This is a genomic window from Enterococcus sp. LJL128 (genome assembly GCF_056924295.1).
Genome location: NZ_JBXPBP010000001.1, coordinates 446,261 through 461,588, shown reverse-complemented (window position 1 = coordinate 461,588; position 15,328 = coordinate 446,261). Strand labels below are relative to the sequence as shown.

15 protein-coding genes are annotated in these 15,328 nt (G+C 37.6%); 13 read left to right on the top strand and 2 right to left on the bottom strand.

Annotated features, from left to right (window positions below; genetic code table 11):
- Positions 1–102 precede the first annotated feature (102 nt).
- From AC1Z3K_RS02340 to AC1Z3K_RS02330, 3 genes are all read left to right on the top strand, one after another.
- Positions 103–1,083 (top strand): DUF975 family protein, encoded by a 981-nt coding sequence (locus AC1Z3K_RS02340; protein ID WP_461731723.1) that lies wholly within the window; start codon positions 103–105, stop codon positions 1,081–1,083.
- Positions 1,084–1,294: 211 nt separating this feature from the next.
- Entirely contained in the window at positions 1,295–1,696 is a 402-nt protein-coding gene (locus AC1Z3K_RS02335) for a hypothetical protein (RefSeq protein WP_461731722.1), read from the top strand.
- Positions 1,697–2,014: 318 nt separating this feature from the next.
- Positions 2,015–2,932, top strand: a complete 918-nt coding sequence (locus AC1Z3K_RS02330) for an LCP family protein (protein ID WP_426082210.1) — start codon at positions 2,015–2,017, stop codon at positions 2,930–2,932.
- Between the two features lie 104 nt (positions 2,933–3,036).
- Here the strand turns inward: AC1Z3K_RS02330 and AC1Z3K_RS02325 are convergent, their stop codons facing one another.
- Both AC1Z3K_RS02325 and AC1Z3K_RS02320 read right to left on the bottom strand, forming a co-directional pair.
- Positions 3,037–3,480, bottom strand: a complete 444-nt coding sequence (locus AC1Z3K_RS02325) for a flavodoxin (RefSeq protein WP_426082209.1) — start codon at positions 3,478–3,480, stop codon at positions 3,037–3,039.
- 79 nt (positions 3,481–3,559) lie between these two features.
- Positions 3,560–5,632 (bottom strand): LTA synthase family protein, encoded by a 2,073-nt coding sequence (locus tag AC1Z3K_RS02320; RefSeq protein ID WP_461731721.1) that lies wholly within the window; start codon positions 5,630–5,632, stop codon positions 3,560–3,562.
- 131 nt (positions 5,633–5,763) lie between these two features.
- Between AC1Z3K_RS02320 and map the strand changes: the two genes are divergently transcribed.
- From map to rfbD, 10 genes are all read left to right on the top strand, one after another.
- On the top strand, positions 5,764–6,528 hold the full coding sequence (gene map, locus AC1Z3K_RS02315) for a type I methionyl aminopeptidase (protein WP_461731720.1): 765 nt from the start codon (positions 5,764–5,766) through the stop codon (positions 6,526–6,528).
- A gap of 114 nt (positions 6,529–6,642) precedes the next feature.
- Complete coding sequence (locus AC1Z3K_RS02310; RefSeq protein ID WP_426082205.1) at positions 6,643–7,557, top strand: YihY/virulence factor BrkB family protein; 915 nt, start codon at positions 6,643–6,645, stop codon at positions 7,555–7,557.
- A 131-nt stretch (positions 7,558–7,688) separates the two neighbouring features.
- Positions 7,689–8,831 (top strand): glycosyltransferase family 4 protein, encoded by a 1,143-nt coding sequence (locus AC1Z3K_RS02305; protein WP_426082204.1) that lies wholly within the window; start codon positions 7,689–7,691, stop codon positions 8,829–8,831.
- 365 nt (positions 8,832–9,196) lie between these two features.
- Positions 9,197–9,979: a glycosyltransferase family 2 protein gene (locus tag AC1Z3K_RS02300; protein ID WP_426082203.1), complete on the top strand. Its 783-nt coding sequence runs from the start codon at positions 9,197–9,199 to the stop codon at positions 9,977–9,979.
- Positions 9,979–10,821 (top strand): glycosyltransferase, encoded by an 843-nt coding sequence (locus tag AC1Z3K_RS02295; protein WP_461731719.1) that lies wholly within the window; start codon positions 9,979–9,981, stop codon positions 10,819–10,821. Before AC1Z3K_RS02300 ends, AC1Z3K_RS02295 begins: the two co-directional genes overlap by 1 nt.
- Positions 10,818–11,531 (top strand): glycosyltransferase family 2 protein, encoded by a 714-nt coding sequence (locus AC1Z3K_RS02290; protein ID WP_461731718.1) that lies wholly within the window; start codon positions 10,818–10,820, stop codon positions 11,529–11,531. Before AC1Z3K_RS02295 ends, AC1Z3K_RS02290 begins: the two co-directional genes overlap by 4 nt.
- Positions 11,532–11,647: 116 nt before the next feature.
- Positions 11,648–12,514 carry a glucose-1-phosphate thymidylyltransferase RfbA gene (gene rfbA / locus AC1Z3K_RS02285; RefSeq protein WP_426082197.1) on the top strand — a complete coding sequence of 289 codons (867 nt, stop codon included), beginning with the start codon at positions 11,648–11,650 and terminating at the stop codon, positions 12,512–12,514.
- A 15-nt stretch (positions 12,515–12,529) separates the two neighbouring features.
- Complete coding sequence (rfbC, locus tag AC1Z3K_RS02280) at positions 12,530–13,102, top strand: dTDP-4-dehydrorhamnose 3,5-epimerase (RefSeq protein ID WP_426082195.1); 573 nt, start codon at positions 12,530–12,532, stop codon at positions 13,100–13,102.
- A gap of 25 nt (positions 13,103–13,127) precedes the next feature.
- The gene (rfbB, locus tag AC1Z3K_RS02275; RefSeq protein ID WP_461731717.1) at positions 13,128–14,156 is read left to right on the top strand and encodes a dTDP-glucose 4,6-dehydratase; all 1,029 of its coding nucleotides are present in this window, start codon (positions 13,128–13,130) and stop codon (positions 14,154–14,156) included.
- A 273-nt stretch (positions 14,157–14,429) separates the two neighbouring features.
- On the top strand, positions 14,430–15,269 hold the full coding sequence (rfbD, locus tag AC1Z3K_RS02270; RefSeq protein WP_461731716.1) for a dTDP-4-dehydrorhamnose reductase: 840 nt from the start codon (positions 14,430–14,432) through the stop codon (positions 15,267–15,269).
- Positions 15,270–15,328: the final 59 nt, after the last annotated feature.

Sequence of the window (15,328 nt, the reverse complement as noted above, 5' to 3'; positions counted from 1 at the left end):
TTTCTATTGTACAAAGTACAGATTTTCGATATAGTAAAACTACTTACTTAGTAACAGATTCAGGTAAAAGGTGGATAATGGGTTAAAAAAGGAGAAAACAAGATGCTTAGAAGTGAAATAAAGAAACAGGCGCAGCGGCTGCTGCATCGAAATTATGGTCGTTGGAGCACGTTGCTGGTGATTCCGTTTATAGCAGTGGCGGGATATATTTTTATAATGATGGCTGCTACATCCAGCACTTCATATGATATGTATGATTATCAATATGAGTATGATGATTATTATGACTATGATCTTTGGGATGATGACGACAGCTATGACGGAGCTTCGGGAAACAGTTATATGGACGGCTATAACGATGGTTACGATGATGGCTATGACGATGGCTGGTATGACGCTTTTGATGACGACGGCTATTATGAAGAAGAGAACCAAAAAGAAGAAGGTCGAAACCTTCATGCATTGAATCTGCCTGTCCAAGGGTTCGATGAACAGCTTACTGCAAGAAATCACCTGTATGATTATAATTATGGTTATAGACGGTCTGGTTCTGTCCTTATTGGATTATTCGCCTTTCTATTTGGTTTAGCAATAGGTTTCGTCGTACTTTTATATCAAGCTATGATGAAATGGGCAGCTGTTGATAATGCCGAAGGTTTAGATTTTGGTCTAAAGCTGACCTTTACCAGGTTCTTTAAAGAAAATGGAAGGAGAGCTGTTCCTGCGAATTTACTGGTTTGGCTTTACACTTTCTTGTGGTCACTGCTATTTATTGTTCCAGGTCTGGTGAAGCAGATGTCTTATAGCATGACCAATTATCTGATGAGAAAAGATGAAAGCCTATCAGCGAAGGAAGCAATTGCATTGAGTATGGAGTTAATGAAAGGCTATAAAATGGAGTATTTTCTGTTTACACTGTCTTTTATTCCATGGTATGTACTAACATTTTTCAGCATGGGTATTTCACTATTTTACGTGACGCCATACTTTAGTGTTTCAGAGGCATTGTTCTTTGATCAAATTATTGCAGAAAAACATCATTTATTCAGTAAAGAGCTGGAAGCTGGCTTTACAGATTTTTAAACAATAAAAATAGCAGCTGTTGATAAAAGCTATTAACAGTATGATGAAGCGAGTAAACGCAAAAACTATAGGAGAGGCCTGTTTTCAGGCTAGCTCCTTTTTTTTGAAAGAAAAATGTTATAATGATAATAGTTCTCTTAATCGTCTCTAGTAGACATAAAACATAGAATGAATAATCAAAAAAATAGATAGAATGTAATTGAGGTGCCTTATGAAAATAACTACTACAGCAATGAAAAATACGTTTAAGCGGCCAGAGGTTATCCTCTATTTGCTATGTGAAATTGCATTAAATGCATTATTGTATTATCCGCTATCCTTTGTCATGGCTCTAGCTTCAGCAACAGGAACGGGCTTCTCTTTTGAACAGGTTTTCTGGCTGGTACCATTAATTAGTGCTTTATCAGGCTTATTCGCATTAGGGTTATCAAAAACTGTTAGCTATATGTTTTTTGCGATGATTTATGGACTAACTAAACTGTCTCTTATCGCTTATATTATTCAAAATTTTTTCCTGCAAAGCTGGTTTAGTTGGCTATTATTAGTGTTTATTCTTATAAGCGCCGCAATTCTTACCATCCAAATAAGAAAGAAATCAAACGAAAATAGTTAATCAACATTCTCTGATTTCCCTGCTCTTGTACTTGTTCTGATAGTCGTTGACAGTTGCTTTTTTAAAGGTCTTTTTGAGTTTTAAAAAAATAGATGTTATTTTTTTTGAATGCTTTTTCCTGTGAAAAAAATAAGAAATCTTAATATATCTTTAGTTGACTTCACTTTTCGATGTGGGTATAGTATTACTGTATTTATTATTGGTAAAAATAATTGTCAATTGAAAAAATGAATGGGTTAGTTAGTCTGTGTAATGGGGCTAGCTTTTGTGTTATGGGAATATGAACACTGGTATACAACAGTGGAAGGGACTTGACTGATGAAGAAAACAGCTAAAACTGGAATTATCATCTTGCTATTTATTGTATTTATCTTAGATGCTGTAGGCTGCTATGCTGCATTGACATTTTTTAGTGCCAAAGAAACAGCTGAAGCTAAAGCTATAGTAACCAAAAACAAAGATTTTACCGGAGATAATCAAGAAAGCGACAAAGAGCTGACAATCATGCTGATTGGTACTGACACCCGAGATGATGATGAAGATGACGGCCGCTCAGATACGTTAATGATTGCCCATTACGATACGCAGACTAAGCAGCCTAAGCTTATTTCGATTATGAGAGATAGTTTTGTCAATATTCCCGGTTATGGCTTAGATAAAATAAACGCGGCTTATGCCTATGGCGGGGCGAAGCTGACAAAAGAAGTCCTGAATGAAAGCTTTGGTATACCGATTAATTATTACGCAGTCATCGATTTTAGCCAGTTTAGTGAAATGGTGGATGAGCTATATACTGACGGCGTAGAAATCAATGCTGAAAAAGACATTAATTTGGATGGTGTTGATATATATGCTGGAAAGCAGAAGATGGACGGAAATACTTTACTTCAATATGCCCGATTTAGAATGGACGAAGAGGGGGATTTTGGACGGATTCGCCGACAGCAGCAGGTGATGAATGCCTTGGCGGATCAATCGAAGGATTTGGTTCCTATTCTTAAGCTGCCTAAGGTTGCAGGAGAAGCAGTTGGAAAAGTTGATACAAATGTACCGACTGATTTGATTATTGATTTAGCTAAGGATTTTCTGCTGGGTAAAGTAAAATCTTTGGAAAGCCTATCTGTTCCTGTAGAAGGTAGCTGGGATTTTAATGACTATACTTCTTCCGGAAGTGTCATTGAGATCGATGAAGCAGCGAACGCTCAGGCAATAAAAGAATTTTTAAATAAAGATTAAATAAAATTAACACCCGAAAATTGTTCAAGGACAATTTTCGGGTGTTTTGATTCTACTCACAAAATTTGATGTAGAACTTCATTTTTTATAAACAATCGGCTAAATTATGAAGCTGCTTCAGCTAAGGTTTTTGCAAAGGCTTCTAGATTTTGAATATCTTCTTCTTCAGCTGCCAGATCAACCTTTACACTGTCAGCTCCTTTGTTTGCTCCTGTTTTTACAAATACTGCTTCGAAATCATCAACAGATTTACAGAACTCTTCATAGAATGTATCTCCGGAACCGCAGACACCGAAGGTTTTTCCAGATAAATCTACCTCCTGCAAATCTTCATAGAAATCAACAATTTCATCCGGCAATTCGCCATCACCGTAAGTATAAGTTGCCACAACACAAATATCAGCATCCTTAAAATCTTCAGCATCAACTTGCGTGCATTCATCAATCTCTACTTCGATATTTAAATTTTCAAATGCTTCTGCGACGATGTCAGCAATTTCTTCTGTATTTCCAGTCATACTTGCATAAACGATTTTAGCCAGTGTCATTTCATTTCCTCCTTAAAAATAGTACAGATAAGATTATAACAGAACTTCCTTAAGCCTGTAAAATTCTTTTAAATGCTTGCTATTGTAATACTCCGGCAATAGGCTGCTGGAGACCTATTTTAGTAGATATCTCTAAACCGGTTCGTACTTCCTCAGTATCTGCTACTGAAGGTATTTCTTCTGCCGTTTCTGTTTCGACAGATGTCTGTGCTTGGGAATCAGATTTAGCTTCTTCAGCAGCTGAAGAAGATGAACCACCTTCTATAGCTGTAGTACTACTGGAACTTTTAGCAGGTAATGCTTCCTGTAAAATGTTTTTCTCATAAAATTCAGATTTTTGAGTCAAATTTTCCCGTAAGGTTTCTATGCTGTGCGTTTCAGCAATCGTAATTCGATCAGAAAATAGATTCGTTCCTATTCCTAAGCGGTCACCGGGGATGGCAACGTTTAGACTGGCTAAGGTTGTTGGGAACATATCCATAGATGTAAATGTTCTGTTTTTTGAGTTTTCTGTAGTAATTGGTGCATTGACAAACATATTAAAAATGGTTCGCTCATAATTTTTAGGAAAATCAGCAACGAATTTTTGATCCATTGTTAGATGATCGCCGCTGATAACAATCGTTGTATTCTCATAAAAGTCTTGTTGACGGCACCAGATAAGGAAATCTGCAATCTGCTTGCTTGTATAAGAAATAACATTGGCATATTGATTGTCATATGGAGTCGGAGTGTCTTCTGTCAGTAAACCATCCGGGAAATGAGTATCTGCTGTTAATAACGTCAAATTAAATGGAGCCTCTTGCTTTGATAGTGAGGCTAGCTCAGTCTTTGAAAAATCAAATAGTTTTGTGTCTTCATACCCCCACCAAACCTTATAGTCTTCTGGGATATAGCCTCTATTTTTGGCTTCAATCGTATCCAGTATATCGTAATTACCGTGTTGTGTTAGGTAGGATCGTCTGCCCCCGAAAGTTGCATCAGAGCCCATGACGAAGGTTTGATTGTATCCTTTCTTTTGGAGAATATCGCCTATAGAAGTAAGCCCTGGCAAATAACTGCTTTCTCCAGAAGTATAGTTTTCATCCATACCGAAATTGTTTTCTATATCAAACCCAACGACATTTGACGGCTTTGCGAATCCTGATGGGACTTTTAAAGGCATTCCTGAAGTTTGAGAAACAATTCCAGCTGCTGTGTATTCAGCTCCAGGAACTTGCAAGGCTCCACCAATACCCTCTGTATTTGAGAAGTTTATAGCGTCATCACCAAGTAACACGGTTAGGTCCTCTAAGAGATTGTGCTTTTGAGTCCCTCCGGAAAGATTGTCTGTGTAGCTTGATTCAAAAGACTCAACAAAAATATAAATCAAATTTCTTTTCTTTTCAGGAAACTGTAATTGTACATTATTAGGGTCTGCATATTCTACTTCTAAAAAATTTGATTTCTGAAAATAAAGTTTTACCTGAGCAATTCCTACCTGATTAAGACTTAAAAAGATGGAGCTTGAAAGAACAAGTAAAATTAAGACCAAAGGTAGGCACTTACTAATAATAGTATAAAATTTATTGTTGGATTTTAAATTAATAAGCGGTCTAGGTGAGAAAACATAAATTTTCATGAATAGATAAGTAATAAATATCGTTAGCATTAATGGTCCATTAATATAGCTGAAAACCTGCTCGTTGCTGGATCCGGATAGATTCTGAACATTATATAAAAGCTGCTCAACACTGACCGGGCCAAAGAGATTAATCAACCACACACTGCTTGAATATAGTAGTGTGGAAAAGAAAATAATCAAAGCGTAAATAAAAAGAAAGAAGTAATCCTTTATTAAAAATCTACTTTTAGTATTTAGTTGTTCAGTCTGCTTTCTTTTCACCTTGTAATAGCCTTTCAGTAATAACACTACGATGGTTGTAGTGAAAAGTGTTAAGAAATAGGTCAATCTATCCACCGGTTGTTCGAACGCAATGGAATGTCCTAAGACATTTGTATAAGAAAATAATGTGACAAGCCAAATAAATAAGCTGGTATCTAGCGAATTTAAAAGTAGTTTAATTCTTGTTTCAAACTGGAATAAAAGTAGTTGAAACAAATAAGTAATTAATGTTGCAATAAAAAACGAAATAATCAAAATAAAATACAAGGCTAATCCCCTCCAATTAAGTATTTTAACATAAAAGCGATAGAATTTGGATAGATTTTAAAGTAGGAGGAATTTTTTATCTGTGATAAAATAGAAAAGTGAGAAAAATTTTTAGGAGACGATGAAATAAAATGATAACATTAAAATCAGCAAGAGAAATTGAAATGATGAACGAATCCGGAGAATTACTTGCGGATGTTCACCGTCATTTACGAGATTTTATTAAACCTGGGATTTCCAGTTGGGATATTGAAGTCTTTGTTAGAGACTTCATTGAAAGCCACGGCGGAGTCGCTGCACAAATTGGTTATGAAGGATATAAGTACGCAACCTGCTGCAGCATCAATGATGAGATTTGTCACGGCTTTCCTCGAAAAAAAGTATTAAAAGACGGGGATTTAATAAAAGTGGATATGTGCATCGACTTGAAGGGAGCAATGTCTGATTCCTGCTGGAGCTATGTTGTTGGCGAGTCATCACCGGAAATCGAGCACTTGATGGAGGTAACTAAAAAAGCTTTATATATAGGAATTGAGCAGGCGAAAGTTGGCAACAGAATCGGAGATATCGGCCATGCTATTCAAACCTATGTCGAAGGGGAGAATTTAGCAGTTGTCCGTGATTTTGTGGGACATGGAATAGGACCGACAATTCATGAAAGTCCTTCAGTTCCCCATTATGGTGAAGCAGGAAAAGGACTGCGGCTAAAAGAAGGCATGGTTATTACTATTGAGCCAATGGTCAATACTGGAACCTGGCGAATGAAAATGGATCCAAATGGCTGGACTGCCTATACTCAGGATGGCGGACTGAGCTGTCAGTTTGAGCATACACTGGCTATTACAAAGGAAGGGCCTAAAATTTTAACTTCCCAAGGGGAAGAACTAACCTATTAAAATAAATCTGCAGAGTCGCTATGAATAGGCAGCAGCTCTGCAGATTTTGATGGTAGCATATCATTTTTCAGGGAAAGTAGTAATTGACAGATAGGATGAGAAAGGGGAGCACTTATGAAGTGGATGGATAAGCTGAAAAGTAATCAAAAGCTCAACCGTTTTATTCACACAACACAGGAACGGATGGTCAGCTCTGAGATAGGAAATACGTCTGTTGTGGTTGCCTACTATCTGCTGCTCTCGCTGTTTCCACTGCTAATTACTATTGGCAACCTTTTACCGTATTTGCGTATTGATCCTAATACTGTACTTCCATACGTAGCGGAGATTATTCCTGAAACAATTTTTAATGATTTAAAGCCGGCAATCAAATCTTTGCTGACACAAAGCTCCGGCGGGCTCCTCTCAATTTCTGCTCTAGCAACTCTTTGGAGTGCCAGTCAAAGTATTAATGCACTGCAAACCGCGATGAACAAAGCGTTTGGTGTGGAGCCTAGGAAAAATATTATCATTGTGCGGTTGGTTTCATTGGTAGTTATTGTATTATTTCTTGTTTCATTGGTGGGAGTTGTTGTTGTCCTGGGATTGGGACAAAATATTTTAGAGTTCCTTGAACCATTTGTTCATATACCAACCGACTTTCTTGATACGTTTGAAGCGTTGAAATGGCCGGTTACAGCGTTGGGCTTGTTCTTAGTGTTAAGTTTAATTTATCTCGTTGTTCCTAATGTCAAGCTTAAAAGCCGCTCCGTACTTCCGGGAGCTGTTTTTGCTACAATTGGCTGGCTGTTATTATCGCAGGTTTTCGGCATTTATATTACTTATTTTAGTTCAAGAGTTTCCGGCTATCAGATTATTGGAAGCTTTATTGTTTTGATGTTGTGGCTGAATTTTGCAGCGACAATCATCGTATTAGGCGGAATTGTGAATGCAGTTGTAGAGGATTATTTATCTCATGGCGAGATAGAGGACCGTGACGGCATGATAAAGCAGTTATTCAGCTCCGTAAAGAAAAAATTTAAGAAATGATTGAAATCGTTTAGTACCGAGGAACAAATGACCGCTTTTACTTTATACAGTGTTGTTTTTTTCTACATGTCTTGTAAAACAAGGCTTATTCTGTATAATATACGATGAACCTTAAGAAAGTAGGGCTTTTTATGTCTATGTTTATATATGAGATTATGCTTCGTCTTTTACTAACATTCATGATTTCATTGATTATTACACCAGTTGTTAAGCTTCTGGCTTTTCGGATTGGTGCGTATGATGCACCAGGCGAGCGTCGTATAAACGAAAAAAATATGCCGACTGCTGGCGGACTGGCTATTTATTTTTCATTTAGTTTTGCCTGTCTGTTTTTGTTTCAGTCGGTTATTCCTCAGCAATATATTCTACCCATCCTATTAGCCGCCGGTATTGTAGTACTAACTGGGCTGATTGATGACATTTTTGAATTGTCGCCTTCAAAGAAAACTTTAGGAATTTTACTTGCTTCCTTAGTGATTTATTTTGTTGCCGAAATAAGAATTGATTATGTTACTTTGCCTTTTCTTGATCAGATTGATCTTCGCTGGTTTAGTCTGCCGCTTACCGTACTTTGGATTGTAGCGATTACCAATGCTATTAATCTTATTGACGGTCTAGATGGATTAGCTTCAGGGGTTTCAATGATTAGCTTGACGACAATAGGGCTAGTTGGTTATTTTTTTCTGCATGCCAATACTATCTACGTACCAATCGTTATTTTTATTTTAGTTGCAAGTATAGCGGGCTTTTTTCCTTATAATTTTTATCCGGCTAAAATTTTTCTGGGAGATACAGGTGCCTTGTTTCTAGGCTTTATGATTGCGGTAATGTCGCTGCAGGGCTTGAAAAATGCTACCTTTATTTCAATGATTACACCATTAATTATTCTAGGCGTACCAGTTACGGATACAGTCTATGCCATTATTCGCCGGCTGATGAATAAGCGTCCGATTTCATCTGCTGATAAAATGCATCTCCATCACCGTTTGCTTTCTCTTGGCTTTACACATAAGGGAGCTGTAATGACAATCTATGGTTTAGCACTGGTTTTCTCATTTGTAGCGTTGTTGTTTAGCTATGCCAGTCAGGTAGCTTCAATTTTATTGATTGTCTTTAGCTTAATCGGCTTGGAGCTGTTCATTGAATTGATAGGTCTGGTTGGTGAAAATCATCAGCCGCTGATGTACATTTTACGAGTATTTGGCAACAAAGAGTTCCGGCAGGAGCAGTTGGATAAGCATGCAGGCAAGCATTCTAAAAAGAAGAAACGGTGATTTTGGAAATGTTACTGCCTATGGTATACTTTACAAGATAAAATAGTAGTTGTGACAGAAGTGTTTTGACTTGAAAGATAAGGCGGACCAACCGGAAAATGTCAAGGAGTCAAGGAACAGTGCAAGGAATCGAGCAGCTGTTGATTGATATCTATCCAGAGCTTTTCTTATTCTTGGCAGTATTCGATTTGCTTCTGAAGCGACAATCTTGAAATACTTTTTATTTGATTTTAGGGGATGGAGACATACTATTGTCCCAAGCCCCTTTTTTATATAAAAAAGCTTTATTGGCAAATGTTGCCAATTTAGGGAATCATCTTGTTAACTAAAACTGTAAGGTGAATATTAAGGGGTTTATCAGAACAATGACAAAAAAAATTACACTTTCGATTGTGACACATAACAGCAGACATATATTTGATGTTTTAAATGATTTAAAAAGGGAGCTCGGTGAAGACTCCAGCTATGAAATACATATTTTTGACAATGCTTCAGAAGAAACCTACTTGTCTCGGCTAAAGGACTATGAGCCGTTCATCACTATCCATTCCTGTGATGAAAATAAAGGCTTTGGTTTTGGCCATAATCGGATTTTTCAGCTCGTTGACACAAAATACGGAATAATTTTTAATCCAGATGTTCTAGTGAAAAAGGCTGTTCTGGATAAGCTAATTGAAAGAATTCAAGAGGATAGCCAACTTGCGGCGGTCTGTCCTAAAGTATTGAATGAAGATGGAACGACACAGTATCTGGTGAGACAGAAGCTGGATGTTTTTGACTATATGCTTCGGTTTATCCCCTTTAATTTTGTGAAGAAGCTGTTTGATAAACGGCTAAGCTTTTACGAATGCCGTGACCTTCCAGATGACAGAACCTCATTTATAAAAATGGGCTCCGGCTGTTTTATGGTTATCGATGTGGAGAAATATAGGGAGATACAAGGCTTTGATGAACGTTTTTTCATGTATTTTGAAGATAATGATTTGTGCCTTCGTTTTGGTCAAAAAGGCTATAAAATTTTGTATACGCCGTTGGAAACTGTGGTGCACTTATATGAAAAAGGAGCTCATAGAAGCAGAGCCTTATTCAAAATTTTTATGCAGTCGATGGGTAAATTTTTTAATAAATGGGGCTGGAGGTTTTTCTGATGGACCAACAACTACTCGCTGTAATTGTTCTTTACAAAAAAAAGCTTTCTGACTGTCCAAGTTATGAAACGTTTCTTTATGGTGCTGTGAATTTGGAAAAATTCTCTCTCTACATTTATGATAATAGTCCTGTACCGCAAACAGATGACCTGCTCGACTTGAGTAATGTTCATTACATACATGATGCTGACAACCCGGGACTGGCGAAAGCGTATAATGCCGCTTTGGATTTTTGTAATGAAGCTAACAGTGATTTGCTGCTGCTTTTAGACCAGGATACAGCAATAACAGTTTCAGATATTGAATATATAATGAAGTTTTCTGCCGCTGACACAACGAAGATGGGGGCTTTGGTTCCTAATGTGTACTCCGGTCAAGTGGAAATCTCACCAGTTTTTAGTAATCAGTACATCAGCAGAGAGCGTTCGTATCCAGAAGTTGGCGTTGCGAAAGATCCGGTGATGGCAATCAATTCTGGCTCAGTACTTACTAAAAAAGGTCGAACAGCAATTTCTAAGTTTAATGAGGAATTTCCTTTGGATTTTCTAGATCATTGGGTATTTTGGAAGCTGAATAAGGAGAAAGCTGCGGTTTATGTTCTTCCTCTCAAGCTTCAGCATAATTTATCTGTTTTAGATTATCGCCAAGTCAGCCTAGCGCGCTACGAATCAATTGTGACAGCAGAAACACTTTTTTATACGAAGTATGATACAGCAAAGCTTGACCTTCATAAGAAACATTTGCTGAAGAGGATTCTTAAACAGTTTCTAACGGTGAAAAATCGTAAAATCTGGCGGCGGACTTGGGCGGAATACCGTAGATTGGTAAGGAGTAAAACATGATTTCTGTATGTATTGCAGCTTATAATGGAGAAAAATATATTGCAGAACAGTTGAAGAGTATCCTGCCTCAGCTCAATGCTGAGGATGAAGTGATTATTTCTGACGATGGTTCTTCTGATCATACGCAGGAAATTGTTCAGCAGTTTGCTGCAGAAGATCTGCGGATTAAGTGGAGAAACGGACCAGGTAATGGCGTGATTGCTAATTATAATTTTGCAATTAGCGAAAGTCGAGGGGACTTCATTTTTTTATCTGATCAGGATGATGTCTGGCTGCCAAATAAAGTAAAAGAAACATTAGCATTTTTTTCTGCTCATCCGGAGAAGGAACTGGTAGTCAGCGATTTGATTGTGGTTGATGAAACGCTGAAACCGATTCTTTCATCCTATTTTGATTACCGAAAGGTAAAAACTGGTTTTTTATCTAATCTTTGGAAAAGCGGATATATTGGTGCTGGGATGTGTTTCCGCAAAAGCTTGAAAAATATTGCATTGCCAATTCCGCCAACTGTTCCAATGCATGATATGTGGCTGGGATTAATCAGCGACTATCATGGTAAGAGTGCCTTTCTAGATAAAGAACTTACCTATTATAGAAGACATGAAGCGAATGCCAGTGAAATAGCCACCAGTTCCAGTGGTATTCAAAAATTACGCTGGCGCATACAGCTTGCATGGGCATTGATTAAACGTCTACTATTGAAAAGATGAGAATTATTTTACAATTTTGTAAAATGTTAGGAAAATACATGACAAGTCCTTCGGATAATGAGATAATGGACGATGGTATGCAATAAATGAAATTTTAAATATGAAGGAGTTTTCCCATGAAAGGAATTATCTTAGCTGGCGGAAGCGGAACAAGATTATATCCGCTGACAAAAGCAACATCTAAACAATTGATGCCGGTTTATGACAAACCAATGATTTATTACCCAATGTCTACATTGATGTTAGCAGGGATTAAAGAAATACTGATTATCTCAACACCAGATGATACACCAAGGTTTGAGAGTCTGTTTGGTGATGGATCTGATTTGGGCATCCATATTGAATATGCTGTTCAAGAAAGCCCGGATGGTTTGGCTCAAGCATTTATTATTGGCGAATCATTTATTGGAAACGACAGTGTTTGTCTTGTATTAGGAGATAATATCTATTATGGCGGAGGACTTTCTAAGATGCTGCAAAGAGCGGCTTCTAAGGAAAGCGGTGCAACAGTTTTCGGCTATCATGTGAATGATCCTGAGCGTTTCGGAGTAGTCGAATTTGATGGGGATATGCAGGCATTATCTATTGAAGAAAAGCCTGAGCAGCCAAAATCAAATTATGCAGTTACTGGTTTGTATTTCTACGATAACGAAGTTATTGAAATCGCTAAAAACATTAAGCCTTCAGAGCGCGGCGAGTTGGAAATTACAGATGTGAATAAAGTTTATCTAGAAAAAAATAAATTGTCTGTAGAGGTAATGGGTCGTGGGTTTGCCTGGCTGGATACAGGAACTCATGAATCACTGCTTGAGGCATCTACTTTTATTGAAACAATTGAAAAACGTCAAAATCTGAAGGTTGCCTGTCTGGAAGAAATTGCCTATCGCATGGGCTATATTTCAAAAGAGCAACTGGTAGAATTAGCACAGCCGCTGAAGAAAAACGGTTATGGTCAATATCTGCTAAGACTGGCTGAAGGATAACAGGAGGCAAAACGAATGAAAGTCATCGAAACAAAACTTAAAGATGTCAAAATTATTGAAATGGATGTTTTTGGCGATCACCGTGGCTTTTTTACTGAAAGCTACTCAAAAGAAAAATTTTCTGAGCATGGATTGAATTTTGATTTCGTTCAAGATAACCATTCTCTTTCTAGTGAAGCTGGCGTGTTGAGAGGACTACATTTTCAAAAAGGCGAGGCAGCTCAGACGAAACTGATTCGAGTGGTTACTGGGGCTGTGTTGGATGTGATTGTGGATATTCGCAAAGGCAGTCCGACATATGGTCAATGGGAAGGATATATTTTATCTGAACATAATCATCGCCAGCTGTTAGTTCCTAGAGGCTATGCCCATGGATTTGTTACACTGACACCGAATGTCAATTTTATGTATAAGTGTGATAACTATTATAGTGCCGAAGCAGACGGAGGAATTGCTTTTGATGATTCCGAACTAGGAATTGACTGGCCAATTGATATTACAAAGGCAATTACTTCTGAAAAGGATCAAAAGCATCCTACATTGAAAGAATTTGAAGCAGAAAATCCATTTGTATATGGTGAAATCTAAAAACTGTTTAGGAGAGATCTTGTAGATGAAAAACATCATTGTTACTGGAGGAGCTGGTTTCATTGGCTCAAACTTTGTTCACTATGTGGTGAATAACCATCCGGAGGTTCATGTAACAGTATTAGATAAACTAACTTATGCTGGAAACAAAGAGAATCTTGCTGGATTGCCTGCCGACCGTGTAGAGCTGGTGGTCGGAGACATCGCGGATGCCGAGTTGGTTGATAAGTTGGTAAAAGAGACTGATGCAGTGGTTCATTACGCTGCAGAATCACACAACGATAATTCTTTAAATGACCCGTTTCCTTTCGTTCAAACGAACATCATTGGTACATACACATTGATTGAAGCGTGTCGTAAGTACGATGTTCGTTATCATCATGTATCAACTGATGAAGTTTATGGTGATTTACCTCTGCGTGAGGATTTGCCGAAGCACGGAGAAGGTCCAGGAGAGAAATTTACGGATGAAACACCATATAATCCCTCAAGCCCATATTCTTCTACTAAAGCTGGGTCAGATTTGCTGGTAAAAGCTTGGGGACGCTCATTTGGACTGCAGGCAACAATTTCCAACTGTTCAAATAACTATGGACCTTATCAGCATATTGAGAAGTTTATTCCTCGTCAGATTACAAATGTACTGAGTGGAATTAGACCTAAGCTATATGGGGCAGGAAAGAATGTACGTGACTGGATTCATACAAATGATCATTCTTCTGCTGTCTGGACAATTTTGACAAAGGGTCGTATTGGCGAAACTTATCTAATTGGCGCCGATGGTGAAGAAGACAACAAAACAGTTGTTGAACTGATTTTAGAGTTGATGGGACAGCCGAAAGATGCTTATGAGCATGTAAATGACCGGGCTGGTCATGACTTACGTTACGCAATCGATTCAACAAAATTACGTGAAGAATTAGGCTGGCAGCCTGAATTTACTAACTTCCGTGACGGCTTAGCCGATACGATTAAATGGTACACTGAAAATGAAGCTTGGTGGAAAGCAGAAAAAGATGCTGTAGAAGCTAATTATGCCAAAAATGGACAATGATTAATAAGCAACAATCATTGTTTCATTTGTTGATAATAGTTAGATAGATACTAGATTAAGCTTTTTAACTTGCTTACTCCTTCAAGTGAGCTGATTATTAGATGGTGAGACAGAAGGAGCTACGCTTGCTTCTGTCTCTACCTCTTTTTTTAAATAAAACGTATTTTATCAGTATATTGCTACATGAACATGTATAAAGTTTTAAGAAGTCCATAGGTTGGTAGTTTGAAAGAACAACGGATAAAACGAATAATGAAAGAGGCGAAACTAATTATGATCTTACTTACAGGCGGGAATGGTCAGCTGGGCACAGAATTACGTCATTTACTAGACGAACAAGGAATGACATATGTTTCCACAGATGCCGGAGAAATGGATATTACAAACGCAGAAGCAACCAGAGCATATATTTCTAAACTTAAGCCAACAGTTATTTATCACTGTGCGGCTTATACTGCTGTTGATAAAGCTGAAGATGAAGGCAAAGAATTAGATGAAAAAATTAATGTCGACGGAACAAAAAATGTTGCTGAAGCAGCAGAAGAAGTTGGGGCTACATTGATTTACATTAGTACTGATTACGTATTTGACGGTACAAAAAAAGATGGTGTCTATCATACGGATGACCAAACGAATCCACAAAATGAATATGGGCGTACAAAACTCTTGGGAGAGCAAATTGTTCAAAAAACAATGAGTAAGTATTACATTATCCGAACATCGTGGGTATTTGGAAAATATGGACATAATTTTGTTTTTACGATGCAGAAGCTAGCAGAAACAAGAAATCAGTTGACTATAGTGAATGATCAGTTTGGCCGTCCAACTTGGACAAGAACATTAGCAGAGTTTATGGTATTTATTATTGAAAAGCAAGCTAACTATGGAATTTACCATTTGTCTAATGAGAACAGCTGTAGCTGGTATGAATTTGCTAAAGAAATTTTGAAGGATACTAAAGTTGAAGTATTACCAGTAGATTCTAGTCAGTTCCCACAAAAGGCTACACGTCCGCAATATTCTGTGATGGATTTAAGTAAGACTGAAGCATTGGGATTTGTGATTCCAACTTGGCAGGAAGCTTTGGAACAAATGCTGGCTGGAATTGAATAATAAAAGTAAATAAGGTTCAGGGTTTTAACTAGTGCTTAAGATTTTCAGGAAAGTTCTAG

What these genes read in the sequence shown, in the direction of transcription:
- AC1Z3K_RS02340 (WP_461731723.1), top strand. Translation starts at nt 103, where the DNA reads ATGCTTAGAAGTGAAATAAAGAAACAGGCGCAGCGGCTGCTGCATCGA.
- AC1Z3K_RS02335 (WP_461731722.1), top strand. Translation starts at nt 1,295, where the DNA reads ATGAAAATAACTACTACAGCAATGAAAAATACGTTTAAGCGGCCAGAG.
- AC1Z3K_RS02330 (WP_426082210.1), top strand. Translation starts at nt 2,015, where the DNA reads ATGAAGAAAACAGCTAAAACTGGAATTATCATCTTGCTATTTATTGTA.
- AC1Z3K_RS02325 (WP_426082209.1), bottom strand. Translation starts at nt 3,480, where the DNA reads ATGACACTGGCTAAAATCGTTTATGCAAGTATGACTGGAAATACAGAA.
- map (WP_461731720.1), top strand. Translation starts at nt 5,764, where the DNA reads ATGATAACATTAAAATCAGCAAGAGAAATTGAAATGATGAACGAATCC.
- AC1Z3K_RS02310 (WP_426082205.1), top strand. Translation starts at nt 6,643, where the DNA reads ATGAAGTGGATGGATAAGCTGAAAAGTAATCAAAAGCTCAACCGTTTT.
- AC1Z3K_RS02305 (WP_426082204.1), top strand. Translation starts at nt 7,689, where the DNA reads ATGTCTATGTTTATATATGAGATTATGCTTCGTCTTTTACTAACATTC.
- AC1Z3K_RS02300 (WP_426082203.1), top strand. Translation starts at nt 9,197, where the DNA reads ATGACAAAAAAAATTACACTTTCGATTGTGACACATAACAGCAGACAT.
- AC1Z3K_RS02295 (WP_461731719.1), top strand. Translation starts at nt 9,979, where the DNA reads ATGGACCAACAACTACTCGCTGTAATTGTTCTTTACAAAAAAAAGCTT.
- AC1Z3K_RS02290 (WP_461731718.1), top strand. Translation starts at nt 10,818, where the DNA reads ATGATTTCTGTATGTATTGCAGCTTATAATGGAGAAAAATATATTGCA.
- rfbA (WP_426082197.1), top strand. Translation starts at nt 11,648, where the DNA reads ATGAAAGGAATTATCTTAGCTGGCGGAAGCGGAACAAGATTATATCCG.
- rfbC (WP_426082195.1), top strand. Translation starts at nt 12,530, where the DNA reads ATGAAAGTCATCGAAACAAAACTTAAAGATGTCAAAATTATTGAAATG.
- rfbB (WP_461731717.1), top strand. Translation starts at nt 13,128, where the DNA reads ATGAAAAACATCATTGTTACTGGAGGAGCTGGTTTCATTGGCTCAAAC.
- rfbD (WP_461731716.1), top strand. Translation starts at nt 14,430, where the DNA reads ATGATCTTACTTACAGGCGGGAATGGTCAGCTGGGCACAGAATTACGT.